This window comes from Enterococcus sp. 3H8_DIV0648 (assembly GCF_002140655.1).
Taxonomy (GTDB): domain Bacteria; phylum Bacillota; class Bacilli; order Lactobacillales; family Enterococcaceae; genus Enterococcus_A; species Enterococcus_A hulanensis.
Genome location: NZ_NGLG01000001.1, coordinates 2,438,815 through 2,465,775, shown reverse-complemented (window position 1 = coordinate 2,465,775; position 26,961 = coordinate 2,438,815). Strand labels below are relative to the sequence as shown.

Annotated in this window: 28 protein-coding genes and 1 riboswitch; of the genes, 21 read left to right on the top strand and 7 right to left on the bottom strand. The window is 43.7% G+C overall.

What is annotated here, in order from left to right; genetic code table 11:
* Positions 1 to 4 precede the first annotated feature (4 nt).
* A complete protein-coding gene (rpsD, locus tag A5875_RS11300) occupies positions 5 to 616 on the bottom strand; it encodes a 30S ribosomal protein S4 (RefSeq protein ID WP_088933679.1) in 612 nt (203 codons plus the stop codon).
* A gap of 361 nt (positions 617 to 977) precedes the next feature.
* On the opposite strand from rpsD, the gene A5875_RS11295 reads away from it, so the two are divergent.
* The 4 genes from A5875_RS11295 (at position 978) to A5875_RS11280 (ending at position 5,444) form a co-directional block, all read left to right on the top strand.
* Positions 978 to 1,616: a DNA alkylation repair protein gene (locus A5875_RS11295; protein WP_088933678.1), complete on the top strand. Its 639-nt coding sequence runs from the start codon at positions 978 to 980 to the stop codon at positions 1,614 to 1,616.
* Between the two features lie 15 nt (positions 1,617 to 1,631).
* Complete coding sequence (locus tag A5875_RS11290) at positions 1,632 to 2,411, top strand: Cof-type HAD-IIB family hydrolase (RefSeq protein ID WP_088933677.1); 780 nt, start codon at positions 1,632 to 1,634, stop codon at positions 2,409 to 2,411.
* Between the two features lie 845 nt (positions 2,412 to 3,256).
* Positions 3,257 to 4,375 (top strand): DUF4352 domain-containing protein, encoded by a 1,119-nt coding sequence (locus A5875_RS11285; protein ID WP_088933676.1) that lies wholly within the window; start codon positions 3,257 to 3,259, stop codon positions 4,373 to 4,375.
* Complete coding sequence (locus A5875_RS11280; RefSeq protein WP_088933675.1) at positions 4,368 to 5,444, top strand: hypothetical protein; 1,077 nt, start codon at positions 4,368 to 4,370, stop codon at positions 5,442 to 5,444. The genes A5875_RS11285 and A5875_RS11280 overlap by 8 nt, the downstream gene beginning before the upstream one ends.
* A 48-nt stretch (positions 5,445 to 5,492) precedes the next feature.
* On the opposite strand, the gene A5875_RS23995 is transcribed toward A5875_RS11280, so the two are convergent.
* The 4 genes from A5875_RS23995 to A5875_RS11260 form a co-directional block, all read right to left on the bottom strand.
* On the bottom strand, positions 5,493 to 5,993 hold the full coding sequence (locus A5875_RS23995) for a helix-turn-helix domain-containing protein (protein WP_207113946.1): 501 nt from the start codon (positions 5,991 to 5,993) through the stop codon (positions 5,493 to 5,495).
* Between the two features lie 74 nt (positions 5,994 to 6,067).
* On the bottom strand, positions 6,068 to 6,814 hold the full coding sequence (locus tag A5875_RS11270; RefSeq protein ID WP_088933674.1) for an ABC transporter permease: 747 nt from the start codon (positions 6,812 to 6,814) through the stop codon (positions 6,068 to 6,070).
* Positions 6,815 to 6,823: 9 nt separating this feature from the next.
* Positions 6,824 to 7,591, bottom strand: a complete 768-nt coding sequence (locus tag A5875_RS11265) for a hypothetical protein (RefSeq protein ID WP_088933673.1) — start codon at positions 7,589 to 7,591, stop codon at positions 6,824 to 6,826.
* Position 7,592: 1 nt separating this feature from the next.
* On the bottom strand, positions 7,593 to 8,501 hold the full coding sequence (locus tag A5875_RS11260) for an ABC transporter ATP-binding protein (RefSeq protein WP_088933672.1): 909 nt from the start codon (positions 8,499 to 8,501) through the stop codon (positions 7,593 to 7,595).
* 184 nt (positions 8,502 to 8,685) lie between these two features.
* Between A5875_RS11260 and A5875_RS11255 the strand changes: the two genes are divergently transcribed.
* From A5875_RS11255 to A5875_RS11200, 12 genes are all read left to right on the top strand, one after another.
* Positions 8,686 to 9,480 carry a TIGR00282 family metallophosphoesterase gene (locus A5875_RS11255; RefSeq protein WP_088933671.1) on the top strand — a complete coding sequence of 265 codons (795 nt, stop codon included), beginning with the start codon at positions 8,686 to 8,688 and terminating at the stop codon, positions 9,478 to 9,480.
* Between the two features lie 15 nt (positions 9,481 to 9,495).
* Positions 9,496 to 9,882: a YlbF family regulator gene (locus A5875_RS11250; protein WP_088933670.1), complete on the top strand. Its 387-nt coding sequence runs from the start codon at positions 9,496 to 9,498 to the stop codon at positions 9,880 to 9,882.
* Positions 9,882 to 12,437 carry a DNA mismatch repair protein MutS gene (mutS, locus tag A5875_RS11245; protein WP_088933669.1) on the top strand — a complete coding sequence of 852 codons (2,556 nt, stop codon included), beginning with the start codon at positions 9,882 to 9,884 and terminating at the stop codon, positions 12,435 to 12,437. The genes A5875_RS11250 and mutS overlap by 1 nt, the downstream gene beginning before the upstream one ends.
* Before the next feature lie 19 nt (positions 12,438 to 12,456).
* Entirely contained in the window at positions 12,457 to 14,457 is a 2,001-nt protein-coding gene (gene mutL / locus A5875_RS11240) for a DNA mismatch repair endonuclease MutL (protein ID WP_088933668.1), read from the top strand.
* Positions 14,458 to 14,478: 21 nt separating this feature from the next.
* On the top strand, positions 14,479 to 15,036 hold the full coding sequence (locus tag A5875_RS11235) for a Maf family protein (protein ID WP_088933667.1): 558 nt from the start codon (positions 14,479 to 14,481) through the stop codon (positions 15,034 to 15,036).
* Positions 15,037 to 15,157: 121 nt separating this feature from the next.
* On the top strand, positions 15,158 to 15,586 hold the full coding sequence (msrB, locus tag A5875_RS11230; protein ID WP_088933666.1) for a peptide-methionine (R)-S-oxide reductase MsrB: 429 nt from the start codon (positions 15,158 to 15,160) through the stop codon (positions 15,584 to 15,586).
* A 143-nt stretch (positions 15,587 to 15,729) separates the two neighbouring features.
* The gene (locus A5875_RS11225; RefSeq protein WP_088934679.1) at positions 15,730 to 16,158 is read left to right on the top strand and encodes a CidA/LrgA family protein; all 429 of its coding nucleotides are present in this window, start codon (positions 15,730 to 15,732) and stop codon (positions 16,156 to 16,158) included.
* Positions 16,139 to 16,837 carry an LrgB family protein gene (locus A5875_RS11220; RefSeq protein ID WP_422851526.1) on the top strand — a complete coding sequence of 233 codons (699 nt, stop codon included), beginning with the start codon at positions 16,139 to 16,141 and terminating at the stop codon, positions 16,835 to 16,837. Before A5875_RS11225 ends, A5875_RS11220 begins: the two co-directional genes overlap by 20 nt.
* 51 nt (positions 16,838 to 16,888) lie before the next feature.
* Entirely contained in the window at positions 16,889 to 18,349 is a 1,461-nt protein-coding gene (locus tag A5875_RS11215; RefSeq protein WP_088933664.1) for a helix-turn-helix domain-containing protein, read from the top strand.
* 136 nt (positions 18,350 to 18,485) lie between these two features.
* Positions 18,486 to 19,079 carry a Holliday junction branch migration protein RuvA gene (gene ruvA / locus A5875_RS11210; RefSeq protein ID WP_088933663.1) on the top strand — a complete coding sequence of 198 codons (594 nt, stop codon included), beginning with the start codon at positions 18,486 to 18,488 and terminating at the stop codon, positions 19,077 to 19,079.
* Between the two features lie 13 nt (positions 19,080 to 19,092).
* Positions 19,093 to 20,097 (top strand): Holliday junction branch migration DNA helicase RuvB, encoded by a 1,005-nt coding sequence (gene ruvB / locus A5875_RS11205; protein WP_088933662.1) that lies wholly within the window; start codon positions 19,093 to 19,095, stop codon positions 20,095 to 20,097.
* Positions 20,098 to 20,108: 11 nt separating this feature from the next.
* Positions 20,109 to 20,684, top strand: a complete 576-nt coding sequence (locus A5875_RS11200; RefSeq protein ID WP_088933661.1) for a TetR/AcrR family transcriptional regulator C-terminal domain-containing protein — start codon at positions 20,109 to 20,111, stop codon at positions 20,682 to 20,684.
* A 2-nt stretch (positions 20,685 to 20,686) separates the two neighbouring features.
* Here the strand turns inward: A5875_RS11200 and A5875_RS11195 are convergent, their stop codons facing one another.
* Positions 20,687 to 21,655 (bottom strand): 2-hydroxyacid dehydrogenase family protein, encoded by a 969-nt coding sequence (locus tag A5875_RS11195; RefSeq protein ID WP_088933660.1) that lies wholly within the window; start codon positions 21,653 to 21,655, stop codon positions 20,687 to 20,689.
* Positions 21,656 to 21,708: 53 nt separating this feature from the next.
* On the opposite strand from A5875_RS11195, the gene A5875_RS11190 reads away from it, so the two are divergent.
* From A5875_RS11190 to thiT, 3 genes are all read left to right on the top strand, one after another.
* Positions 21,709 to 22,167, top strand: coding sequence for a low molecular weight protein-tyrosine-phosphatase (locus tag A5875_RS11190; protein ID WP_088933659.1), 459 nt, complete (start codon positions 21,709 to 21,711; stop codon positions 22,165 to 22,167).
* Between the two features lie 64 nt (positions 22,168 to 22,231).
* Positions 22,232 to 22,594, top strand: a complete 363-nt coding sequence (locus A5875_RS11185) for a hypothetical protein (RefSeq protein WP_088933658.1) — start codon at positions 22,232 to 22,234, stop codon at positions 22,592 to 22,594.
* Between the two features lie 69 nt (positions 22,595 to 22,663).
* Positions 22,664 to 22,762, top strand: a riboswitch (TPP riboswitch).
* A gap of 51 nt (positions 22,763 to 22,813) precedes the next feature.
* Positions 22,814 to 23,401 carry an energy-coupled thiamine transporter ThiT gene (gene thiT / locus A5875_RS11180; protein ID WP_088933657.1) on the top strand — a complete coding sequence of 196 codons (588 nt, stop codon included), beginning with the start codon at positions 22,814 to 22,816 and terminating at the stop codon, positions 23,399 to 23,401.
* A gap of 48 nt (positions 23,402 to 23,449) precedes the next feature.
* On the opposite strand, the gene A5875_RS11175 is transcribed toward thiT, so the two are convergent.
* Positions 23,450 to 24,220: a hypothetical protein gene (locus A5875_RS11175; protein ID WP_088933656.1), complete on the bottom strand. Its 771-nt coding sequence runs from the start codon at positions 24,218 to 24,220 to the stop codon at positions 23,450 to 23,452.
* A 266-nt stretch (positions 24,221 to 24,486) separates the two neighbouring features.
* Between A5875_RS11175 and A5875_RS11170 the strand changes: the two genes are divergently transcribed.
* On the top strand, positions 24,487 to 25,191 hold the full coding sequence (locus tag A5875_RS11170) for a class A sortase (RefSeq protein WP_088933655.1): 705 nt from the start codon (positions 24,487 to 24,489) through the stop codon (positions 25,189 to 25,191).
* Positions 25,192 to 25,312: 121 nt separating this feature from the next.
* Positions 25,313 to 26,932: a patatin-like phospholipase family protein gene (locus tag A5875_RS11165; RefSeq protein WP_088933654.1), complete on the top strand. Its 1,620-nt coding sequence runs from the start codon at positions 25,313 to 25,315 to the stop codon at positions 26,930 to 26,932.
* Positions 26,933 to 26,961 lie beyond the last annotated feature (29 nt).

Sequence of the window (26,961 nt, the reverse complement as noted above, 5' to 3'; positions counted from 1 at the left end):
AGTCTTACATTAATTTGTTGTAGAATTCAACGACTAATGATTCGTCGATTTCTGGGTTGATTTCATCACGTTCTGGTAAACGAGATAATGAACCTTCAAGTTTTTCATCGTCGAAGCTTACGAAAGCTGGACGACCAACTGCTGATTCAACTGCTTCTTTCACAGTAATCATGTTTTTAGATTTTTCACGGATACCGACAACTTGGCCAACTTCTACTTCATAAGAAGCGATGTCAACACGTTTGCCATCGACAGTTACGTGACCGTGGTTAACTAATTGACGAGCTTGACGACGAGTTGAAGCCAAACCTAGACGGTAAACCACGTTATCTAGACGACGTTCTAGTAAGATCATGAAGTTAACACCGTGTTTACCTTCTTTGATTTTGCTAGCGCGTACGAATAAGTTACGGAATTGACGTTCGTTTAATCCGTAGATGAAACGTAATTTTTGTTTTTCAGACATTTGCAAGCCGTATTCAGATTTCTTTCCACGGCTGTTTGGTCCATGTTGACCTGGAGCGTATGGACGACGTGCTAATTCTTTACCTGTTCCTGATAATGAGATACCAAGACGACGAGATTGTTTCCATGATGGTCCTGTATAACGTGACATTAAAAATTCCTCCAATAAATTGTTTTGGAGTAAAATAATCCGTTGAAAAATTCATATCCGTGTAGTTCGTTCTTCAATCTTCACCTTCGCAGCCGCGGTTACACAATTGAACCAATACTGGCAACGAACTGGGGACGGGCTATTATTTCTCTGCTGCATTATTTTACACAAACGTCAGTATAACGGAAAAGCGCACGCAGAGTCAAGTCAAGCTGTTGCTTTTTTGAAAAAAATGTGTTAAATGTGGGGTGCTGACAAAAAACGATTACTTTTTCTCAAAGACAGCGAAAAATTGAATGAAAATTAAGGGAGAAGTTTTTGCAAATTCTCTGAAACTTCTCTACAATAAAGGTGGGAATGCATGGAACCTTTGATTTTTCCGCAGCAACCGGAACTTGCCGAACCCATGGCACGTTACATGAAAAATCTATTTCCTTTTTGCGGTGTCAAAAAACCGCAGCGAGCCCTGTTGGAACGCCCTTTTTTAAAGGAAAGTCTGACCCTGCCGCTGCCGGAGCTGATCCAAGAGATTTTCCGTAATTATCACAAAGATGAGCGGGAATACCAGTATTATGCGATCGATCTGGCGCAGAAGAACATTCAGCGATTTTCACTGGCGGACCTAGCGGAACTGCTGCCCTTGTTGGCGGAAAAAAGCTGGTGGGACAGTATCGATGCGTGGCGTAAAGTTTTTGCAACGTGGGTCTTGGCGCACCCGACGGAGCTCAAGCGGGTTTACGCGTTTTTCTATCAGCACGAGAATTTTTGGTATCGGCGCATAGCGATCAATTTGCAGTTGTTGTTTAAGGAGCAGACCGATCCAGCGTTATTGGCGCAAGCGATCTTGGCAGATTTGACGACGGAGGAGTTTTTTATCCAGAAGGCGATCGGCTGGGCATTGCGAGATTATAGCAAAGTGAATCCTGATTGGGTAAAGAATTTTATGCAGCAGCATTCATTAAGTAAGTTAGCCCTACGTGAGGGCAGCAAATACATATAAATGGAGAGATAAATTTTGGAAAGAAAATTAATCGCACTAGACATTGATGGTACCTTGTTGAGCAGCCAAAGAAAACCTTTGGACAGCACGATGAAGGCGTTGAAGGTATTGCGTGAAGCTGGACATTTAGTGACTATTGCGACGGGACGTTCCCGCTTGTTGGCTGGTGATGTGATTCATCAATTAGGTTGTACGAATTACATTATTTGTAATGGCTCGGCTGGATTTTTGGATCATGAGCAGGTGTATAAGCACACCCTTGATCGCGACGCAGTGACTCGGATGATCGATTTTGCAAGTGAGCGCAATGTTGACATCATGCTCTTCGGATTAGATTCATTTGGACGTGTGACGAACTTTGACGGGGCAAAAGTAAGCAATGCGATGGCCTCTTTCGGCCAACAAGCACCAGCTTATGAACCGGATTATTTCTCTCAGCATGAAGTGTACCAAGGCTGTGCCTTTTATGACCAGTCGATGGACGAAGAGTTTCAAGCAGCCTTTCCAGAATTTCGTTTGGTTCGCTGGCACGAAAATAGTGTCGATATCATTCCAAATCCTGGCTCAAAAGCGCAAACGATCTTAGCCTTAGCCAAAAAAGTCGGCATCAAACCAGAAAACATCGTCACTTTCGGCGACGGCAACAACGACATTGAGATGCTGAATTTGGCAGGCACCGGTGTTGCAATGGGGAATGCCGCCAATCACGTTAAAGAAGCAGCCAACCTTGTAACCGACACAAACGACCAAGACGGCATCTACAAAGCCCTACGCCAATTAGAATTGGTTCATTAATAGACCGACCTCAAGAACCGGGAGCCCGCAGCTCCCGGTTCTTTTTACCAGTTCTGCTTCTTGCTTTAGCAAGATTAGCAGAATGGTATGCGCAGTGAAAATAATACTCATTTTTCCTCAAGAAAAATGAATTCCCCAAACCGAACTAGCTGCGAGTTCCACTTTGCGCTTCAGCGCAACTAGTGGGATCGTATGCGCAACGACAATAAGAGCCTTTTTCCTGGTTCTGGAAAAAGGCTTTCCTAACTTAGGAGTTAGCTACCAGTTCCACTTCTTGCTTCAGCAAGACTAGCAGAATCATATGCGCAGTGAAAATAATACTCATTTTTTCCTCAAGAAAAATGAATCCCTCAAACTGAACTAGCTGCGAGTCCTCCTTTGCGCTTCAGCGCATCTAGTGGGATCGTATGCGCAACGACAATAAAAACCTTTTTCCCGGTTCTGGAAAAAGGTTCTCCTAACTAGGAGTTAGCTGCGAGTCCCACTTCGTACAAAAATCAACTAACCCCTCCCAAAAAACTGCCACTTTTATTTTCCTAAAAAAATAAAGCATCAAATAAACATCAGCTTTCTTTAATTGTCAGCTTGAGAATTAAGAAATCGCGGGTGAATTCTTTATTTAGTTGATGGAAATTGAAAAGGAAAATGACAAATTAAATAGATTTAAATATTATAAAATCTTTATTTAACATTTTCCTCTATTAATTCTATTTGTTTTTTTAAAATCAATAGACTTGTTGTTAATTTCTTTAACCGTGTTGACGGAGAAGACTATTTCCGTATATCATATGGATAATAAGTGTTTTTTTATACGCTTAAAAATAAAATACATAGGAGGAAAACGCATGAAGAAGTTTAGGGTATTCAGCGGGTTTGTTTTGCTAAGCAGTTTGTTGTTGACGATGGCTGCCTGCTCAGGCGGCGGCGAGACAAAAAAAGAGGAGAAAAAGGAGAATTCGGCGCAATCATCGAAGGTTGAATTGAGTGTCGAAGGAGGAAGCTATATCATCCCTGATGGGAAAAAGGTTGATGATACGACAGGCTTTCTGGCACTGGATATCAAAGTAAAAAACAAATCGAAGGACAAATTAGACGTGTCGTCTAGTGATTTTGCTTTGTATGATGAAGACGGGAAAAAGGTTTCTTCAGAGCATGTTTATGATTCCGAAGACAACTTTAAGGTCATGAGCAGCGAAAGTTTATCCGAAGATAAGAGTTTTACTGAACCATTGGTATTTGAAGTCAAGAAGGATGCGGAATACGAACTGCATTACAAACCAATGTATTACTCAGATGATGAAAAAGACGAAGGTGTGGAGCTGAAACTCAATACGAAGAAATACAGCGATGACACCAAGGCAGTACAGGCGCTGATGAGCCAATACGTGACGAAGGTCTTTTATGGTTCCGATGAAGTGAAGGAAGAAGATAAGAAGGCGGCTGGAAAGCTTGAATTAGCCAACGATGTGGAAGCAGAGCGCAAAGCCTTCAAAGAAGAAAGCAGCAACAGCTTGAAGGATGAATTCTCAGATTACGAGCCTTCTACGGCTGAGCTGGATAAAGTCATCACTCAGATTCAGCAGACCAATGCTGAAAAGGGCAAAGTGACCTACAGCTTCAAGGAATTTTTCCCAGAATCAGCGACGATCTATGTTCGTCCGGAAATGGTCTTTTTAGATGATGTAGACACAGAATCGATCACAGATAAATTCGTAGAGGAAAACAAAGGCAAATACACCGACTACACCAGTGTTTACCGTGATGCGGAAAAATATCTGCTGCAGGAATTGCCAGGCAAAATCAACGAGACGCCGATCAACACCGATAGCAACATGAACGGTGAGGGTTTCCAAGTGAAATTGGTGAAAAAGGACGGCAAATGGGAGATCAACTCAGCCAACGAAAGCCGAAACTACTATTTCAAATCCATGAAAGCGGCCTTCAGAGGCGGACTGGATGACTAGAAAGACTGGAACGCTGGCAATTATTGCGCTCCTTGTGGTAATTGTTTTTGGCTTCATCAGCTATTCCAGTTATAAAAATAGTGAGGATGCCACGGTGGATCGGCTTGCGGCTGCTTTAATCGAAAATGATGAAGCGGCAGTCAAACAGTACATGCCGAGGTATTCCAACAAGAAAAAGATTTCAAAGGATGCACGAAATATATTTTACCAGCAGCTGAAAAAGCTGAAGCAGGAACAAGTCGTCAAGCTGTTAAAAGATGAGGAGAACTTTTCGATTAAGGAAGGAGCTTCTTTTCTAAAGCCGGCGCAGGTCTATCCGAATGCTCGCTTTTTGGTGATCGAGCTGCCTAAGGGAACCGAACTTCGGGCAGAGATCCAAGCACAGGAGATTTCCGGCGAATACGTCGAGGACTGGAACAAGTACACCTTTGGCCCCTTTTTACCGGGAAAGTATAAGGTCGCTTACGAAATGGCCCATCCAAAATTCGGTTCAAAAAAGGAAAAAGAAACGGTCGATCTCAAGGCAGAGGATCAGCGACTAACAGTCAAAGAAAATCACCTGTATGAGAACAATCCGAAATTCCAAAAGCATCTGCTGGCATCAGCGGTGAATTATTTTGATTCGTTGAATGAAGGGATTCGCGACGGCTTAAATGTATCGAGCCTGATCGCTTCAAAAGAGCACAAGGAAAATCTGCAAGCCAGCTTTGAAGAGCTGGAGCCTTATCTGGAAAGCTTTGACCAGCAATTTCAAACAGTCAAGATTGATTGCGATTCGATCGCTGTGAATGCGAGCCAGACCAAGGTTCAATTAGATCTATATACTGATCTCAAGCGTTCAATGAAGCTGGTGGAAGAAGTCGGGATCGATGAGACCCTGACCTCTGATAAGCAAAATGCCATCACTTCGTTTGTTTACGACGAGGATCAGAAAAAATGGCTCGTTGACGAGCTGGACTTCAGCACCTATCAGCAGGACCCGGAAAAATGGGAGCATGTCGAAAGCTACCGCGGCGACGCTGAAAAGAAAGCGCATTGGGGCAAAGAGTCCGCAGGCGATATCGTTTAAAAAAAGGGAGAGATAGCTGTTATAGCAGCTATCTCACCCTTTTTGTGTTTATTCAGCAGCTGGTTGGCAACGATCCATTAAATAGAAAAACAACCAAGGAATGAAGCCGATAATACTGGTCGCCGCTAACCAAGCGACCGTCAGCGGTTGAACGATATCCAATACGCTCAAAAGACCAGAATCCAGATTTAAAACGGTGTTGATCAAAATAATCACTAGAAAAAAAGCAGTGGAAAGGATTGAAGCAGTAAAAAAGAAGACCTTTCCTCTTTTAGCTTTCAAGCCAGTTGAAGGCTTTTTCTCTTGAACTATTTCTTCCGACGGATCTTCTGCGGCAGGATTCGGGCCACCTTGGATCAGTTCTTCGACGGTGGTGTCCAAAGCAGCTGCCAGCAGGGGAAATGTTTGGACTTCTGGACAGCCCAGACCGCGCTCCCACTTTGAGATGGCACTATTTGTAACAAAAATTTTTTCAGCCAGTTCTTTTTGCGTCAGACCTTGGGCTGTACGTAATTCTTTAATGTATTTTCCGATCGAGTTTTCTAACATTGTCTTTTCTCCTCAAGGCTTTTCTCTAGTTTAACGAAGAAAGGCTCTTTTTGCGTCCAACTTAAGCATGATTTTTAGTATTCCATGGTCTGGATTCTCCTCAGCGCTAAAAAATAAAAGAGCAATCCATAGCCAATACTCAAGCCAATCCCCCGCGGCAGTTCCTTAGCTGGAAGCGGACGTCCATTATAAAGCGAAAAGGCGTAATTATAAAATAGAAAGGAAAACTTTGAAACGAAGCCGGCCATAAACTGATTCACCAGATTGTCCACCAAAAGCAGCAGCAAGCCGATTCCCATCGTAAGCGCAACATTTTTCGTATAAAGACACAACAGCACGGCGGCGATGCAGGTGGTCAGCAGCGGAACAAGCGTCAAAAGAATGTTGCCAAGGGCTTGGTTGATACCGAGAAGAACAAAGTCAAAGCCATTCAGCAACCCGCTGACGAAAAAGGCAAAAAGGCTCATCAACAGCACACTGCTAATCATCAAAATAACTAAATAAAGCAGCTTGCTGTGAAGAAGTTGTTTTTTAGAAAGACCATTCAATAACGGTAAATGAAAAGTTCCCGCGGTCTTCTCCAAGTTGATCGCAAAAGCAGCCAACAATAAAAAGAACAAAGGGCCGATCAAAGCAGCCTGCAGCTGCAGCGAATAAATCAAGAATTTTCCGCCAGCATAGGCCTTGGCAAAATCATTTTGCGGATTCTGCCGAAAGGACAGGCATTCGGAGGTGATAATGACGGCATAAGCGAGCAGGTATAGCACAAAGGCTTTTTGCCGCAGAGCCTGCACTAATTGAAAACGTAATAAACGAGACATCGGGTACTCCTATCTATCAAAGGTTATTTTGTTTCTGCGAGACATGATCAGCAGGTAAAGCAAAACGGAATAAAGCAAGAAAATCAGCAATCCCGGCCAAATCTCCGCCAGCTGCAATGACCGAAATTCATGTTTAATAACCCACTCATAAGGATAATAAAGCGGGAAAAAGCGCGCTGCCTGCGGGACTTCCTGATTGAGAAAGCCAAAAAGCATTAAAAATAAAAACGTTTCGCCCACTACTATGACCGTCTGTTTGGCATAACAGGCCAGCAGGATCAAAAACAGCTCCAGCGGCAGGAAAGAAAATGCGACCAAAGCATATTTGCTCAAGCTCTGGGCCAAAATCGGAGTCGTTAACATTTCTCCGCCCCAACGAAAAAACGCGACGATATAAACAATCAAAGCGATCGCCGCTACCATTATGAATGAAAAAAGGCAAAGCATCCCAATTTTGGCATCAAGCACTTCCTTTTTGGTTCGTCCATGTAGCAGCGGCTGCACCAGCAGTCCCGCCTGTCGATCTTCGCAGATATAAAGGGCGGTAATGATCGCCATGAACAAGGCACCGACATTGGTGGAATAAAATCGCAGCATAAACTCAGGAAAATAGCTGCCCCCAAGGATTCGTTCATCCGCATCAACTAAAGGCCGCAATTCAGCAGTGGTCAACAGTCCAGAATAGGCGATCACCGCCAAAACAAACAGTGCCAGAAAAAAATACACTAATCTCTGCTGGAAAATTCGTCTTAGTTCCATTCTTGTCATAAGTGTCATCTCAATCCCACCCCTCCGTCAGTTCAATAAAGCGATCTTCTAAACTCTTTTGCCGGATGCTGAGCTTTTGAATGATTTGTCCGCTCGTTACCAACTGCTTTAAAAAGGCATCAAAGGAGATTTCTTTAAGCTTCACACTAAAATCTGCTTCATTTTCCTGAAGGATTTCGACCGTCGCCAGCCCCTGCAGCCATGATCGTCCTTTTTGCTGATCGCAAAAGGCTAGTTGGATCAAGGAGTTGTCCGACTGGATCAGCTCCTTTGTTTTCCCATGAATGAGGCACTTCCCTTTATTTAAAATCAGGACATCGGTACAAAGGTGCTCCATGTCAGAAAGCTGGTGAGAAGAGATGATAAATGTCACCTTCTGCTCGGCTAACGTGCGAATCAGCTGATAAAGCTTGCGCATTCCTTGCGGATCTAAGCCGTTGGCCGGCTCGTCCAGAATAATCAGCTTAGGGTCATGGACCAACGCGCGAGCTAAGGCTAGTCGCTGCTTCATCCCCAGTGAATAATGCTTCACCTTCTTAGTCGTCTCCTCGGAAAGACCCACCAGCTCGAGTAAGGCCAGCAGCTTTTCCCGGCTGATCTGATCATGAAGCTTGGCGATATAGTCCAGATTTTCGAAAGCAGTAAATTCATTATAAAAAGCCGGAGTATCTAAAGATGCTCCGACTAATCGCAGAGCCTGCTTCGGATTCGACTCTAAAGAGATGCCATCAATCAAAATATCGCCGGTCGTTTTACCGATCAGGTTTGTCAGCATTTTTAAGGTGGTTGTTTTGCCGGCACCATTTGGCCCCAGCAGTCCCAAGATACTTCCTTTTTCAATCTCAAAGTTTAAGTCCGTTACAACAGGCTTGTTTTTATAGCTCTTCGTTAAGTTTCTTACACTGATTGCAGTATCCATAAATCCCTCCATATCGTTTTATCCAGTGTACGTACTGCTGTTGTCAGCCGCAATCGACGCTTCGTCGAATGGACTCGACTTCCTGATTGCCGGCTTCTGGCTGCTCCGTTGAAAGGAATCTTTTATTTTCAAGCAAAAACAACTATAATAAGACAAGATGCTTAACTAGAGAAGGGGAAAAAAAGTGCGCTTACTATTCATTGGAGATGTTGTTGGTTCGTTAGGTCGGCAGATGCTGAGCGATTATTTACCGCGCTTAAAGAAGAAATACCATCCACAGTTGACGATCGTCAACGGCGAGAATGCGGCAGCAGGTCGCGGAATCACGGAAAAAATCTATAAGAAATTTTTGCAAGACGGTGTCGATGTTGTTACGATGGGGAATCATACATGGGACAATAAAGCGATTTTTGAGTTTATTTCTGACGCGAAGAAAATGATCCGACCGGCGAATTTTCCAGAAGGGACGCCAGGTAAAGGTCATTTGTATGTAAAGGTGAATGATCTGGAACTAGCGATCATCAACCTGCAGGGACGCTCCTTTATGACGGATTTGGATGATCCTTTCCGCATTGCTGATCAGCTGATCACAGAAGCGCAGAAACGTACCCCTTATATTTTCGTTGATTTCCACGGCGAAACGACGAGTGAAAAGCAGGCGATGGGCTGGTTTGCGGACGGTCGGGTCTCAGCGGTAGTGGGAACTCATACCCATGTCCAAACCAATGACGCGCGCATTTTGCCAAAAGGCACGGCTTATCTGACGGATGTCGGGATGACGGGGCCTTATGACGGTATTTTAGGTATGAAAAAAGAGCCGATCATTGAAAAATTTTTAACCGCGCTGCCGCATCGCTTTGAAGTGATCGAAGAAGGCCGCACGGTGCTGTCCGCTTGTGTGATCGACATTGATAAAAATGGTCACGGACAAAAAATCGAAACGATCGTCATCAATGAAGATCGTCCATTTAGAGAATAGAAGCAGAGGGATAAAATGAATCTAGCAAATGAAGCCGCCGTCGAAGCGGCTTTATCTCATTTAACAGCATTATTAGGTGAAAATGAAGTAATCGTCCGTTTCCAGCAGCTTAAAAAGCGCGTAGCGGAAAACGACACACTTCAAGAATTAGAAGAAGGTATCAAAGCCGCACAAAAAGACGCGGTCCAATTTGCCCATTACGGCAAGCCGGAAGCAGAGCGGGAAGCACTGAAAGAGGCCGATCGTCTGACGAAGGCCTTCGATCAGCATCCATTAGTGATCGCCTACCGTGAACAGCTATTTGAAGCCAATGACCTGCTTCAGCATTTGACCACTATGATCCAAAAAGAGGTCAATGCCGCATTAGAAGCAGATGAATCTATCGAGGAAGGAGAGCAATAATGCCTCAAAAAACGAAAAATACGCCAATGATGGAACAATACTTGGCGATCAAGGAACAATATAAAGACGCTTTTCTGTTTTATCGTCTTGGAGACTTTTACGAGCTCTTCAACGAGGATGCGATCAAGGTTTCCCAGCTATTAGAACTAACATTGACCAGCCGCAACCGCAACGCAGATGATCCGATCCCCATGTGCGGAGTGCCGCATCATTCGGCTCAAGGCTATATCGATACCTTAGTCGAACAGGGATATAAGGTCGCGATCTGCGAACAAATGGAAGACCCGAAACAAGCCAAGGGCATGGTCAAACGCGAAGTCGTCCAATTAATCACCCCCGGGACTTTGATGGAAGGTAAAGGCATCGAAGCAAAAGCCAACAACTTCTTGACCGCGGTCACTCAGGTTAAAGACAAATTCGGCTTTGCCTATGTCGATCTTTCGACAGGCGAGTTAAAAACAGCCCTACTACATGATGAAGAAGCCGTCATGAACGAAGCAACAGCCCTGCAAACAAAAGAGATCGTCTTAGGCAGCGAGATTCCCGAAGGCCTGCAGAAAAATCTGGCAGAACGGCTTGGTTTGGTCTTCTCTCAACAAGAAACGATCGAAGACAATGCCGAGTTCAGCTTCTTAACAGCCGACATCACCGATGAACTGGAAAAAGAAGCAACAGGCAAACTGCTGACATATCTATCAGTAACGCAAAAACGCAGTCTAGGTCATATCCAAAAAGCCGAAGAATATCAGCCGGAGCATTTCCTGAAGCTGGATTACTTCTCAAAGACCAACTTGGAATTGACCCGCTCGATCCGTACTGGAAAAAAACAAGGAACACTTTTGTGGTTATTAGATGAAACGAAAACAGCGATGGGCGGCCGCTTGTTGAAGCAATGGATCGATCGTCCGTTGATCCAAAAACGTCAGATCAATGCCCGTCAAGCGATGGTGTCTTCTTTATTGAACGCTTATTTTGAACGGATGGACCTGAACGAAACATTGACGAAGGTTTATGACTTGGAACGATTAGCTGGCCGAGTCGCTTTTGGCAACGTCAACGGCCGCGACCTGATCCAATTGAAGACTTCTTTGATGCAAGTACCGCAGATTCGTCAATTATTAACCGGCATCAACCAAGGTGAGTGGAACGATCTTTTAGTCGACATGGAACCGATGAATGACTTGGTCAACTTGATTGAAAAAGCCATCAACGATGAAGCACCGCTGCAAATCACCGAGGGAAATGTCATTAAAGACGGCTACAACGAGCAATTAGATCAATACCGCGAAGCGATGAGAAACGGCAAGACCTGGCTGGCAGAATTGGAAGCCCGTGAACGTGAAGCAACTGGGATCAAAACGCTGAAAGTCGGCTATAACCGCGTGTTCGGCTACTATATCGAGATCACAAAATCAAATCTTGCCAACCTAGAAGAAGGCAAATACGAACGCAAGCAAACCTTAGCTAATGCGGAACGTTTCATCACGCCGGAACTGAAAAAACTAGAGACCTTGATTTTAGAAGCCGAAGAAAAATCGGTTGCGCTGGAATATAATCTCTTCCTAGAAGTCCGCAACGAAGTCAAAAAAGCCATTACGCGTCTGCAAAAATTAGCCAAAAGCTTGAGTGCGACCGATGTGCTGCAAAGCTTCGCAACCGTCAGCGAACGTTATCAATATGTGCAGCCGACGATGGAAGTCGGGACCCACAATTTACAGATTACAGAAGGCCGCCATCCGGTGGTAGAAAAAGTGCTGGGCCATCAAGAGTACATTCCAAACAGTGTCCACATGAACCCGGATGAACTATTGCTGCTGATCACTGGACCGAATATGTCCGGTAAAAGTACTTACATGCGTCAGCTTGCTTTAACTGTGATTATGGCGCAGATGGGTTGCTTTGTCCCAGCGGAAAGTGCCGAGCTGCCGATTTTTGATCAGATCTTTACTAGAATCGGTGCCAGCGATGACTTGATCGCCGGTCAATCTACCTTCATGGTGGAAATGATGGAGGCCAATCAAGCCTTGCGCCACGCTACACCTAACAGCTTGATCCTCTTTGATGAGTTGGGCCGCGGCACAGCGACCTACGACGGAATGGCTTTAGCCCAAGCGATCATTGAGTACATCCATAAAAATGTCAAAGCCAAAACACTATTTTCGACCCACTATCACGAGTTGACCGTTTTGGAAGAAACCTTGCCGCAGTTGAAAAATGTACACGTTGGCGCAGTAGAACAAAATGGTGAAGTCGTCTTCCTGCACAAATTAATGGATGGTCCCGCTGATAAGAGTTACGGGATTCACGTAGCGAAGATTGCCGGAATGCCGACTGATCTGCTTTCTCGCGCGGCTACGATTTTATCCGCTTTAGAAGCTGATACACCTGTGCAGAAAAATGTAGAGGTCGCTGAAGAAAATGAACAGCTTTCTTTATTCAGTGAAGTTTCCACCACCGAACTGGGCGTGGTAGACAGCATCAAGAAAGCCAATTTGCTTGAAATGAACCCGATGGAAGCATTAAACTTCCTATACGAATTACAAAAACGGATTTAACTTTACGAGGAGGAATTCGATGGGAAAAATCCAAGAATTATCCGAACGCTTAGCCAATCAGATCGCCGCCGGAGAAGTGGTTGAACGTCCAGCATCAGTCGTCAAAGAATTAGTCGAGAACGCTCTTGATGCGAAAGCGACGCAAATCGATATTTTGATCGAAGAAGCCGGCTTGAAAAAAATCCAGATCGTAGACAACGGCGAAGGCATCAGTCAAGACGATGTCGAGAATGCTTTTAAGCGCCACGCTACTAGCAAGATCCACAATCGCGACGACCTGTTCCGCATTCGAACATTGGGCTTCCGCGGTGAGGCCTTGCCGTCGATCGCCTCTGTTTCTGAGATGACCTTGGAGACTGCGACGGCTGACGAAACACAAGGTTCTTATCTCTTTTTAAAAGGCGGCAAGATCGAAGAACAACGACCAACTTCCTTACGGACAGGTACGAAGATCACTGTTGAAAATTTGTTTTTCAATACACCCGCCCGTTTAAAATACGTGAAGAGCCTTCAAACCGAACTGTCAAACATCGGCGACATTGTAAACCGAATGGCTTTAAGTCATCCGAATGTCGCCTTTCGCTTAGTTCATGATGGACATAAGATGTTGAGCACCAGCGGCAGCGGAGATTTAAAACAAACCCTCGCCGGTATCTATGGTGTGGCAACTGCGAAAAAAATGTTAAAGGTCGAAGCCAAAGACTTGGACTTTACCCTAAACGGCTATGTTTCGCTGCCAGAGGTGACACGGGCAAGCCGCAATTACTTATCCGTGATCATTAATGGCCGCTATATCAAGAACTATGCGCTGAACAAAGCGATCATCAACGGCTACCAGTCAAAATTGATGGTGGGACGTTTTCCGATCGCAGTCCTTGAGATTACGATGGACCCGTTGTTAGTCGATGTGAACGTTCATCCGACTAAACAAGAAGTCCGCTTATCAAAAGAAAAAGAATTGATGGAACTGATCAGCCGCGGGATCGCCGAAAGTCTGCGCCAAATCAATCTGATCCCTGATGTAGGCGAGAATCCCAGCTTCAAACGCAAGGTCGAAAAAATCCAAACGGAACAATTAGACTTGCCGTTAGAGGAACAGCCGAAGAAAAAAAGTGATCTGAATTACGATCCTAAGACCGGGATCTTTTATGTCGAACCAAAAGAACCTGAAACTATTGAAGCAGCGGTGCCTTTGAAAGAAGAGATCGTCGAAAAAACAATGACTGTCCCATTGGAAACCGAGCAAGAAAAAGCTTCAGTTATAGAAGAAACAACAGAGCCCTTGATGGAAGAACCTGCACCCGTTGAAGAGGAAGTTTATGAAGAAGCAGCCAGCTCTGATCATCCCGAATTTGATCTAAGCACCCAATCCGGCGAAAAAGTGATCGAACAAGCCATCACGAAGCTGGAAAAGGAACAGCCGAAAGAACGTTTTCCGATGTTGGAATACTTCGGTCAAATGCATGGAACATATCTTTTTGCCCAAAGTAAAGACGGCTTATACATCGTTGACCAGCACGCGGCACAAGAACGGATCAAATACGAATACTTCCGCGAAAAAATCGGTGATGTATCTGACGATCTGCAAGAATTGCTGGTACCTTTTGTCTTGGATTATCCTAGCAACGATGCTATCAAGCTAAAAGAGCAGACGGAATTATTGCAGGAAGTCGGCATCTATTTAGAAGAATTCGGTCCCAACAGCTTTATCGTGCGGGCCCATCCGACTTGGTATCCGGCAGGACAAGAAGAAAGCATCATTCGTGAGATGATCGATATGCTGCTGATCACCGGTTCCGTCAGTGTGAAAAAATTCCGTGAAGCAACTGCGATCATGATGAGCTGCAAACGATCCATCAAAGCCAATCATCATTTGAATGAAGCGCAGGCGCGGGTTTTATTGACGGATTTAGCTCAATGCGAGAATCCTTTCAATTGCCCCCACGGTCGTCCGGTACTGATTCACTTCAGCAACAGCGACATGGAGCATATGTTCAAACGCATCCAAGATCCTCACTAGATAAAAAAGGAGCACGAAATCATGACAGTTATCTTAGCTTCACAATCGCCAAGACGACGAGAACTATTGAGCTGGCTGATCACGGATTTTTCGATCCAGCCGGCGGATATCGATGAAGAGGTCAAAGATCAGTACGCACCGAAGGAATACGTGATGGAAATGGCGCGGCAAAAAGCAGCCGTAGTGGCTGAGGAGCATCCCGAGGCCTTGGTCATCGCCAGTGATACCGTAGTGGTATTAGGCGAAGAAATCTTGGGCAAGCCCAAGAGCCGCGAAGAAGCTTTCGGCATGTTAAAAAATATGAGCGGCGGCAGCCATCTGGTTTATACCTCAGTCGTTCTGAAAAAGGAAGAGCAGTTGAGCGAAGAGCTGTCTTCTGCCACGGTGACCTTTTATGATCTGACCGATGATGAGATCAATCGTTATCTCGATAGCGATGACTACAAAGACAAAGCCGGAGCATATGGAATCCAAAATGGTGCCGGAGTCTTCGTCAAAAAGATCGAAGGCGACTATTACAGCATCGTCGGATTCCCGGTAGGTGTAGTGAATCAAATGCTGAAAAAATTTAATTATTAAACATCGAGTGATTGCTCGGTGTTTTTTTCATAAATAAAGTTGAATATGAGCAAATTCTTCGTAACTTTTCGTCAGCGAGCGTATGCTTAGCGTGAAGCAATCTTGAAAGAGGGGATGAATCATGGAACGAGAAGAATTGAAAAAGAAACTGTCGCCAATGGAGTACGCAGTCACGCAGGAGAATGCGACAGAGCGTCCATTTTCTGGCAAGTATGATGACTTTTATCAAAAGGGTATTTATGTCGATGTCGTCAGCGGCGAGCCGTTGTTTTCTTCGAGTGACAAATACGACGCCGGTTGCGGCTGGCCTGCCTTTAGCCGTCCAATTGAAAAACGCGGCGTTGCTGAGAAAGCTGACTTTTCACACGGCATGCACCGAGTCGAAGTCCGCAGCAAGGAAGCGGATTCTCATTTAGGCCACGTGTTTAATGACGGTCCGCAAGATCAAGGCGGTTTGCGCTATTGTATCAACTCTGCAGCTTTGCGCTTTATTCCAGTCGATGAGATGGATGAAGCTGGCTATGGCGACTATAAAAATATTGTGAAATAAAAATGGTGAATTTATCCAAGAGCTGGGGCAAGGTGCCTCGGCTTTTTTTCAGAAAATGTAAGAAATACAAACAAAACTTGGAGAAGGGACGTTTGTTTTTTCGCTATACTAGAAATATCCTATTTTTAGAAAAGGCGATAGCTATGAAGATGTTTAAAGAATTAAGTTTGTTATTACTCTATTCCATAATTGGAGAAGGGGTACGAATATTTTTCCATTTGCCGGTGCCGGGAAGTATCATCGGCATTTTACTCTTATTTCTCTCTTTTCAAACCAAGCTTTTGAAACCATCAGCCATTGAAAATACCGCAAACTTTTTATTGAATCATTTGACGATTTTATTTGTACCGGCAGGTGTCGGGTTAATGCAATATTACGGAGCCATCAAATATACTTGGCCAATTCTGCTCGGCGCAGTCGTATTGTGCTCGCTCGTATCACTTATCGCTGTTGGCAAGACAGCGGAATTTGTCGAAAAGATCAGCATGAAGAGCCGTGAAGAAAAAGCCCGTTTAGTTGAAAAAGTCGAAAAAATCCGAGGTGAAGCAGATGATCTCAGCGCTGGCGAGTAATCCGCTGTTTGGCCTTGCCCTTACGTTATTGATTTATACCCTGATGGAAAAGCTGTTGAGCAAAGTCAACGTTCCTTTTATCAATCCGTTGATTGCTAGCGTGGTAATCATCATTGTTTTGTTGAAATTCAGCGGTATCAGCTACAAAGAGTACAATATGGGCGGCAACCTATTTACCATGATGATTACACCTGCGACCGTCGCGTTGGCCTTGCCGCTGTACCAGAATTTCGACAAGCTCAAGAAATATTTCCTGCCCGTCGTTTTAGGAACACTAGTTGGTGTCGTCCTTAATTGCTTGTTGAGTGTCGGGATCGGCCGTCTGTTTTCATTGAATCATGGGATCGTCGTTTCCTTGCTGCCAAAATCTGTGACGACAGCGATCTCTGTTGATCTCTCCAGTCAAATGGGCGGTATCTCATCAGTAACATTGGCAATCGTTGTCTCCACGGGTATTTTTGGTGCTTTGGTAGGAACCAAGGTTTTTCAAATTTTTAACATCAAGAGTCCGATCGCTCAAGGTATTGCTCTAGGCAGTACCTCACATGCAATCGGCACCGGACGGGCGATCGAGATTGGGGAGCTGGAAGGTATTTTGGCAGGCCTATGTATTTGTGTCAACGGCATAGTGACTGTGGCGCTGCTGCCGCTTTTGTTCCGTTTGTTCGAAGGTCTTTAGTAACTACTCCTTGCGCTCTTTTGCTAAAATAGAGTGTGAAGGAGTTTTTTTATGTATCTTAAAGCGCTGGAATTAGAAAATTACGAAAAAGATCTTTACTTTGGCGTCCGTTTGCTGGAAGTGCTAAATGACGGAGGCTCACATAAAAAAAGCGACTTGGCCGCGGCAGTAGGTTTAGATGCCCGCAGTGTGCAGCGCTTGTTGGAAGAATTAAATAAAAATTATCATCGTTTTACTGAGACGGATTTAGCTTTATTTGAAAAAAAAAGCAATCATTATCGTCTGCTGATTGCGGATCAAACGATGGAGCAAAATCAGTTTTTGGTGGATTTGATCCGCCATTCTTTGTCTTATCGCGTGTTAAATTTATTGATCTCCGGAAAGGCCCGAACAGTCAAAGAATTGAGTGAAAAACTGTTTCGCAGCGAGTCCACGATCCGCCGCAAATTAAAGGAGCTGAACAAAGAGCTGCTGCCGCTGCAATTAACGATCGAACGCGGGAAAGTTCTTTTTGAAGCACCGGAGTCCGTTGTGCGAATGTATTTATCTGTCTATTATTGGCGTTTATTCCGCGGAAAGGATTGGCCGTTTGCGCCGCTGCAGCATGAACTAGTTGGAAAAATTAGCCAAGCGATTCAACAATTTTTTCAAGTAGCGTTAAATCCTATCAAAGAGCAGCGGCTGGAATATTTAGTAGCAGCTCATTTATTACGAGAAGTTCAAAACTATTCGTTAGAGCAAAACACAGCCAGTCAAAAAACACTGGCCGACGACGCGCTTTTCCAAGAATTTTATCACCATATAAAGGCAATCATGCCGACTTATTTTCACAAACAAGAATCAATCGGCAACTTGTTTTTGAATTTATTGACGCGGGAAGAATATTATCATGCTCCAGCCATCACCAAAAAAATTCATTGCTTGCTAGCGAAGCCGCCCTTTTTAGTGATGGATGAGGTCGATGCGATGTACCGACTTTTGGAAAAGAAAATCAATGATCGTACTACTTGGAAAAAATTTCAGAGCTTGCAGGCGGAAAACTATTTGATCAGCGGACATCTTTATCATCGTCTATTTCCGATGATCCGTTTTAATATCAACGGCAAAGCTTTTTGGACTAAGATCACGCAGCAGCAACCGCAGCTGGCAGCATTTGTGACGGAAATTTTATCGGATCAAGGGGGCAGTGAATCGATTTTGTTTGGCCGTTATCTATCGGTCTTGCGCCGCCTGCCTGAATTGACTGCAAAAAAAGTTGTACGGATCTTTTTACAGACGGATCTGCCAGAGTTTGAAGAAACTATTTTAAAAGAAGATTTGCGGCGATTTTTAATGAATGACTTTCAAGTTGTTTTTGGAGAGACCTTAGAGGACAGCGACTTGTGTTTAACAACGAGTCTGCTTTATGAGGATGAAGACGTTCCGACACTGGCGATTACGCAGGAACTGCGGATGGCTGATTATTTTGCTTTATTACAGTTGTTGCAAGGATTCGGCGGTAAGAGTTTTTAACCGCCGCCTTTTGTGCTAAAATAATGAGAACATATGTGCAGAAATGCCAACCCAAACTTAACTATTCTATAGGGGTTAGGTGAATGGTCGGCAAACTAAAAAAAACTGCATATTACATATCAAGAAAGGATCAATTATGTACGAATATATTACAGGTCGTTTGACCTTCATCAGCCCCAGTTATGTGGTGCTGGATGTAAATGGTATCGGCTATCAAATCGCGTTAGGAAACCCTTATCGCTATAGCAGCAAAATGGAACAATCCGTGACAATCTATGTACAGCAGATCATTCGCGAGGATGCTCATTTATTATACGGCTTCGAAACTTTGGCTGAAAAAGAACTGTTTTTACGGCTGCTTTCTGTTTCTGGAATCGGACCAAAAAGTGGACTGGCGATCATGGCAAATGAAGATCACCAAGGCTTGATCCAAGCAATCGAAGCCGGTGATGTGACCTATTTGACGAAATTCCCAGGTGTCGGTAAAAAAACTGCGCAGCAAATGGTCTTGGATTTGAAAGGCAAACTGACTGAGCTGGTCGAAGATCCAATGTCCTTATTTTATGAAGGCAATGATGATACGGCTCTGGCTGAAGCGATGGAAGCTTTGCAGGCGTTAGGCTATAGTCCAAAAGAAATCAAAAAAGTCGAAAAAGTGCTGGAGAAGGAATCCTTACCAAACACCGACGATTACCTGCGGGCAGCTTTGAAATTAATGATGAAGAAGTAGGAGGACGAGATAGATGGATGAAGAACGTTTGCTTTCACCCGATGCGGATGAAAGTGATAAGAGTTTAGAAAAATCACTGCGTCCTCGGTACCTTGCACAATACATTGGACAGGATAAGGTCAAACAAGAGCTGTCAATCTACATCGAAGCGGCAAAGAATCGGCAAGAAGCCCTCGACCATGTTCTGCTGTATGGACCACCTGGTTTAGGGAAAACAACGATGGCAATGGTGATTGCCAATGAAATGGACGTACAGATTCGTTCCACTAGCGGACCAGCAATCGAACGACCGGGTGATCTGGTAGCGATTTTGAATGAGCTGGAACCGGGAGATGTTTTATTTATTGATGAAATTCATCGTTTGCCCCGGGTTGCAGAAGAAACTTTATATTCAGCGATGGAGGATTATTACGTAGATATTATGGTGGGACAAGGACCGACAGCCCACCCAGTACATTTTCCGTTGCCGCCGTTTACGTTAATCGGAGCGACTACACGAGCAGGAATGCTGTCAGCGCCTTTGCGTGATCGCTTTGGCATCATCTCTCATATGGAATATTACAAAGAAACGGATCTGCGAGAGATTGTGCTGCGCTCGGCGGATATTTTTCAAACGGAGATCGTGGAAGAAGGTGCGGTGGAGATCGCTCGTCGTTCACGGGGCACCCCGCGGATCGCCAATCGTCTGCTGAAGCGGATTCGTGATTTTGCTCAGGTTCAATCTGATGGGGTAATCAATCAAGAAATCGCCGATCAGGCTCTGGGGTTATTACAAGTTGATAAAGCCGGCTTGGATTATGTCGATCAAAAATTAATTAAAACGATGATCGAATTGTATCATGGTGGACCGATCGGACTAAGTACCTTAGCGGTTAACATCGGTGAAGAACGTGAAACCGTGGAAGACATGTACGAACCTTATCTGATTCAAAAAGGATTTATCAAACGAACACCACGAGGACGCATGGCGACCCCGTTAGCTTATGAACATTTTAATTATCCTTATCAACAAGCATAGAAGGTGGAAAAATGGCGGAAGGAAAAGCGACCAAGGAAACATTTGTCCAAGCGTTAGTCGCGTTGTGCCAAGAAAAAAGTTACGATAAAATCACTGTTCAAGATATCAGTCAACAGGTCAGCTTGAACCGCCAGACATTTTATTATCATTTTAAGGACAAAAACGATCTGCTCCACTACGCGTATTATCAGCGTGGATTGCAGTATCTAGTCTCCGATGAACTGGTATTAACGAATTGGGAAGAATCCGTTTTGAAAATGTTGAAAGAAATGCAAATCTGTCATCAGTTTTATTTGAATACCGTGCAGGCAAAGCCGGAAGTATTAACGAAAGAGTTCAATGAATTGGCGCAGCGTCTATTCGTTCGTCTATTTGATGAAGTCGATCAAGAAGGGGAACTTTCTCAAACCGATAAAGAATTTTATGCCCGCTTTTTGGCTCATGGCTGCGGCGGGATTTTGATCGACTGGCTTTTAGCCGGAGCTGACCAGCCGCCGATCACAATTGCGGCACAGTTGTTTCGTTTTGCTAAAGATATTGAATTTTTCGCCTACCGTTTATATGAAAAAGACTGGAACGAGCGTTAAGCTCAATCCAGTCCATTTACGATATGTTTAATTGGTTCTTGGTTGAAAAGGGCAATCGCATTTTTTGCGACGATCTCTGCCATTTGATCTCGGGCTTCCACACTAGCGTTGCCAATATGCGGTGTTAAGACGACATTGCTCAGTTCTTTTAAGCCGTCAGTCACCTTTGGTTCGAACTCATAGACGTCCAAGGCGGCTCCGGCAATTTGTTTGTCCTGCAATGCTTGAAGCAAGGCCTTCTCATCAATCAATGGCCCGCGTGCTGCGTTGATCAAAAAGGCACTGTCTTTCATTTGTTTAAAGGTTTCACTGGTTAATAGATGACGAGTATCCTCTGATAAAGGTGCGTGCAGGGTCAAAATATCGGCTTGACGAATCACGTCATCTTGCGAGGCATACGTCGCCTGTAATTTTTTCTCCAGCTCAGGGGCTAATGGATGACGTTGGTTATAGATGATTTTCATACCAAAAGCCGTCATCATCTGCGCCAAGGCTTGACCGATCTGACCCATACCAATGATTCCTAAAGTCTTATCCTTTAATTCATGACCTAGGAAGAATAATGGAGCCCAGCCATCAAATCCTTTGCCATGCATCAAATGATCTCCCTCAACGATTCGGCGAGATAACGCGATGATCAAACCCGCGGTCAATTCTGCTGTCGCATTGGTGGAGACTACCGGAGTGTTCGTTACATAGATTTTCTGCTCTTTTGCATAAGTGGTGTCGATATTATTGAAGCCGGCTCCAAAATTTGCGATCAATTTTAGTTTTGGTGCGGCATCAATGACCTCGCGATCAACTTGCGTAGAGAGCGGACAAATCAAAACTTCACAATCAGCGACATTTTCGATCAAATCTTTTTTCGAAATTAAACCGTCGCCTTCATAGACCTTATATTCAAGTGCAGCTTCTTTTAACAATTTTGTGCCAAGCTCAGGCAGTTTGGCGGAAAGATAAATTTTACTCATTTACGATCCCTCGTTTCATTTCGATAAATTGACTATAGCACAGGAGGAATGACATGAAAAAGATTCTATTTGTTTGTATGGGAAATATTTGCCGCTCACCGATGGCCGAAGCGATTTTCCGTGACGCTTTCCAGAAAAATCAAGAAGATCAGTTCCAAGTTGATTCAGCAGCGACAAGCCGCTGGGAGGTCGGCAATCCGCCCCATCAAGGAACGCAGAAGATATTGTCGCAGCATCACATCTCTACCAAGGGAATGTGGGCACGCCAAGTAACAACAGAAGATTTTTATGATGCCGATTATATCATCGGCATGGATCAAGATAATGTCGCTGACTTAGAAGCAATCGCCCCAAAAGGTACTGAAAACAAAATTTATTTATACCTAGATCGGGTACCGGGACATGTCGGTGAAAGTATTCCAGATCCATGGTACACCGGCAATTTTGAAGAAACTTATGATTTAATTCAAAAAGGTTTAAACGAATGGTTAACTTTTTTTGAATTGGACTAGATTCCTTGTTTTTTCTTCCAAATTTAAGTAAAATCAAACTACGCTCTTGATAGGAGGAAGCTGAATGACTAAAAACGAGAAGCCTAAAAAGAATTTAATCAAGCTGTTTTCGAATTCATCGTATCGTTTCATCTCGGATTTTTTGAATGATTCTGCTGAGAAACGCGCCCAAGAGCAAGCCAACGAGAACATTTTTCTTAAACTGAAGATGGCAGCTCTACAGAATAGTTTAGTGGTCATGCAGGTTCAAGACGAAAAAGACGAAGAAAAATTTCAAACGATCTCAGGCTGGCTGCCTAAAGTAGTGACGAATGAATCCATCGTTATTCGTACGCAAGATAATCAGTTAGTGATGCTGACGATTGATCGGATCAAGAAGGTAACGACCTTGTCACCAAGCGGCGATCAAGAAAGTATTTCACGATAAAAGTATTTCATACCTTTACGAGCAAGCAGACATCTGCTATACTCGGGAGGTACTAAAAAATAGAATAATACTGTCGCAAAGGGGAGCCCTCGGGCTGAGATTGAGATTACTCTAAACCCTAGTACCTGTTTCGGTTATTCGAGCGTAGGAATTGTGATGAAGTAATGATAGTTACTTCTCCTTTGTGGACTGTATGTTCAAAAGGAGGAGTTTTTTTATATGTATAAAACAAGAATTTTAGTGGAAGGTACAGTGGTAGCGGCCCTTTCGTTGGTGTTATCCTTTATTCCAACGACCATCGGCAGCAGCTTTACGATTTCACTGGGGATGATCCCCATGACATTGTTTGCATTGCGAAGAGGATTCAAGCCGGCCTTAATGTCGGCGTTCATCTGGGGGATTTTACATTTTCCCGCGAGCCAAGTGGTTTACCTGAGCGTTGTTCAAGTGTTGATCGAGTATCCGATTGCTTTTACTTTTGCCGGATTTGCCGGACTATATGCAAAGAAGGTTCAAAAAAGTTTGGCCGCACAAGATATGTGGAACGTTCGAAAGAATATTGTATTGGGTTCCTTTGTGGGGACTGGTGCAAGATTTTTCTGGCATTTTATTGCCGGGGTAGTATTTTGGGGCAGCTATGCTCTGTGGGGGATGAATCCGTGGATATTCTCGCTTGTCATGAATGGTGTCAGCGGTTTGGCAACAGCAGTCGTAACCGCGATCGTCGCAGTCTTAGTTGCAGAAAAAGCACCGCAGCTGTACTTGCCGAAAGATGGTAATTTGATCCAAAAGCAAAGTCATCAATAAATAATAAAAGCATTTGTCCTTGCCGGACAAATGCTTTTTTGCTCAATATTAACGGAATGAGAAGACGGGATCATCATTTTCGACTTCCAAGGACCACAACTGTTTGGAAGTGTCGTAAATGATCTCTGCAATTCGCTGTTCTTTTTTATAATTTCTTGGACTGCGGCGCCAACCTTTTTCATCAGATAAAAAAACCGGAATATGGTAACTCTTATTTTTTAGTTCCGCCAGGTCTAAGCAAAAAATAGCACCCTCTTGCAAGATCGGATATAATTCTTTCAGTAGTTCACCGTCCAATGGTGCAACAGAAGAGCCGCGGCGGAAAAACGAGCGCCGATCATTGACTTTCTCTAAGACGATTCGTGTCAATTTGCTGGCAAGGATGCGATAAAATTCATCCAAGTAACGGTAGTATACACGCATTGTTTCGTTGCCTAAGTTGAAGTAAACGAAATTATTTTGCAGCTTATAGAAAAAAGGAGAATGCAGATGTGTCCGCATATGTCCAAAATATAATAATTCTGAGATTTCTAATGGTGTCAGCTCTTTCAGCATTGCTAAATCATTAAAATCGATCCATTTCAGACCTTTTGATTGAGTGAAGATTTTATTAGTAAAAAATTGTTGAACTTGTTCCGGACTATTAATGATTTTTAAACCTGTGTGGGGCTCGTATTCGCCAGCTTCTGCAACAGGGTCTAGCAATAACAAGTGCTTAGGTTTGTGGACGATTCCGTCAACAAAATCATTGGGTGAAAAACCTTTTGAGAGCACAGCATTACTTGTGGAATCAATATAAGCAAATAACGTATCTGGCACAAATGTTCACCCTTTCTAATAGTCGTCACAACCATTTTAACCCAATAATAAAAAAAAAGCTCGTATCTTTTATTTTAAAATTAGATTACAAAAGTCTTAAAAGATGCAACATTGAAGCACCTTTTTAACAATTAAAATCATTTTAATAAATAACAACTTTCTAATGCACTTATTTCTTTTTTAATTTTTTTTCTATAATGTGGCAGTAGCGTCACGGGATGAAATGGAATATGATATTATTAACAGGAGAATGCGGGAGGATTGAGATGAAGAAAAAAAGAAATTGGCTAATAAATATTTTTCTTTTCTTATTGCTATTAGTAGGTTTAGCCTTGATTTTTAACAATCAAATTAAGTATTTTTTAATGCAATATAATGGTGATCGCTATGCAGTAGCGAAAATGGATCGTTCTGAGATCGATCAAAATATGGAAAAAGATGCTTCATTTGATTTTGACGCCGTGCAGCCGGCTAGTACGGAGGCAGTGTTGCAAGCGCAATTAAACAATAAACGCCTGCCTGTTATCGGCGGAATCGCGATTCCATCTGTTGAAATAAATTTGCCGATTTTTAAAGGACTGTCCAACGAAGTGCTTCTATATGGTGCTGGGACGTTGTCGCCAGACCAGAAAATGGGTGAAGGTAATTATGCGTTGGCAAGTCACCGAGCTGATCGTCCAGGACTTTTATTTACACCGCTTGAAAGTGTTAAAGAAGGCGATATGATTTATTTAACCGATTTGCACAACATCTATACTTATAAGACAACGCTGAGAGTTCGTGTACAGCCGACAGAAGTAAAATATTTGGATGTGCAGCCGGACAAACAGCAGATAACGCTGATCACCTGTGGGGAGATCGAGGGTGTGACACGGATCATTGTTCAAGGCGATTTGGTGGCTATGACACCAGTCAATAATGCTACGGATACAATGCGCAAGGCTTTTGAAATGGAGCAACGGACATATTAGCAACGATTTATTATTCAGAAACTTCAAGGCCCGCCTTGAAGTTTTTTGTTGCGGGAAAATTTCTGCTATACTAAAGCCAACATGCTGAATAATCGTTTCACAGCAAATCCGGGAGGAAGCGATGGAACTTAAAAAAATTTATTTATCAGACTTGTCGGCAGCTTGGGATAAATTTCAACAGTCACATTTGCTATTTCCTTTTTACCGTTCCCACAGTCAAGCGCATTCGGAGTTTTTAGCGGCGGTCAAGCGAGGAAACGGCTATTGGATTCAATGCAAGTCACACTGGCTGCTAGTAGACAAAATTGATGAAGGTGACACCTGGCGGATCAATAATTTACTGATCTCAACGGATCTTGGCTGGCGGACAGCTTTTTTATGGTTAGAAAATGCAGCTCGTCAAAAATTTAAACGCGTGTTGGTTTTGAACCTTGAGGCCAACTTGATTTTACAGCAGTGGTTAACTGCTCAGGGCTACCGATTAGTAGAGAACGTTTGGCGAAAAGAACTGGTCTATCATACAGGTTTGGTGTTGGGCGGAGGCGGCGCTCGCGGCGCGTATCAAATTGGTGTTTGGAAGGCGTTGTTGGAAAAAGATATTCGATTTGAAGTAATCACTGGAACCTCGGTCGGCGGTTTGAATGGCGCATTGATCGCGCAAGGAAATTATAATCAGGCGTTAGCACTATGGGAAGAGATCGAAACGGATAAAGTGCTGGATATTACCTTCAAGGAAGTTGAAGAGTTGGATTTTTCAGCGCAAGTCGATCAGCTGCGAACCTTTATTCGAACCTCTTTGCAGCAGCGGGGAGTCTCTTCAGAACCGCTTAGACGGTTACTGGAAGAGCGGCTAGAGGCGCAAAAGATTCATGCTGGCTGTCCTTTTTATGTTGTCACGACAAAGGTTCCTGTTTTCCAAGAAATAGTAGTACCGATTCACAAGTGTCCAGAAGAAGAGATCATCGATTGGCTGCTGGCCTCCTCAGCCTTTTTCCCTATGATGGCAATGGCGAAAATCAAAGGTGAGCTTTATGTAGATGGCGGATATCGTAATAATTTACCAGTGGACATTGCGTTGCAAACACCAATAACTGAGTTGATCGTGGTGGATGTGCATGGACCTGGATTTGATAAAAAATATCGCTTGCCGGATGAAACTGCCGAGTTAGTATTAACGAGTCCGTGGAGTTTAGGAGACCTATTATTGTTCCAAAGCGACCGCTCATCAGAAAATATCGATTTAGGCTATTTAGAGACTAAACGTGCTTTTGGCGAATTGCAGGGATATCGCTATTTTTTCAGCCGTCATGCTGATTTTGAAGCGATAACCAAAGCTTTTTTTCGTTATCTTCAAAACAAGCTTGCGGTAGATATGAGGGCACTTTATCCAGAACTGCAGAAGTTTTTCCGCCAAAGCGTGCCGATAGAAATGCTTAGTTTAGCATTTTTAGAATTTTTTGCTTATTGGGTGAATGTTTCGCCGGTGAAGGTTTTTACACCTGAGCAATTTATCGAGACGATACTAAAGCAGTTTGAAATGCCGATCAAATTGAACGCAGTCTTTTCGGTTCAGGAGCAAATTGAAGACTTTATCGAAAACCATAATGTTTTCTCAGATTACTATCGGGTTCTACAAATTTACCAGCTGAAAGGATCGCCGGAAACGGCTTATCGTCGTTGGCCGATTCCAACCTTGCTGGCACTTTTTTTTAGATATATACGTAATGAGGAAATAACCTGATGCTTCAAAAACATAAGCTTATTAATAGA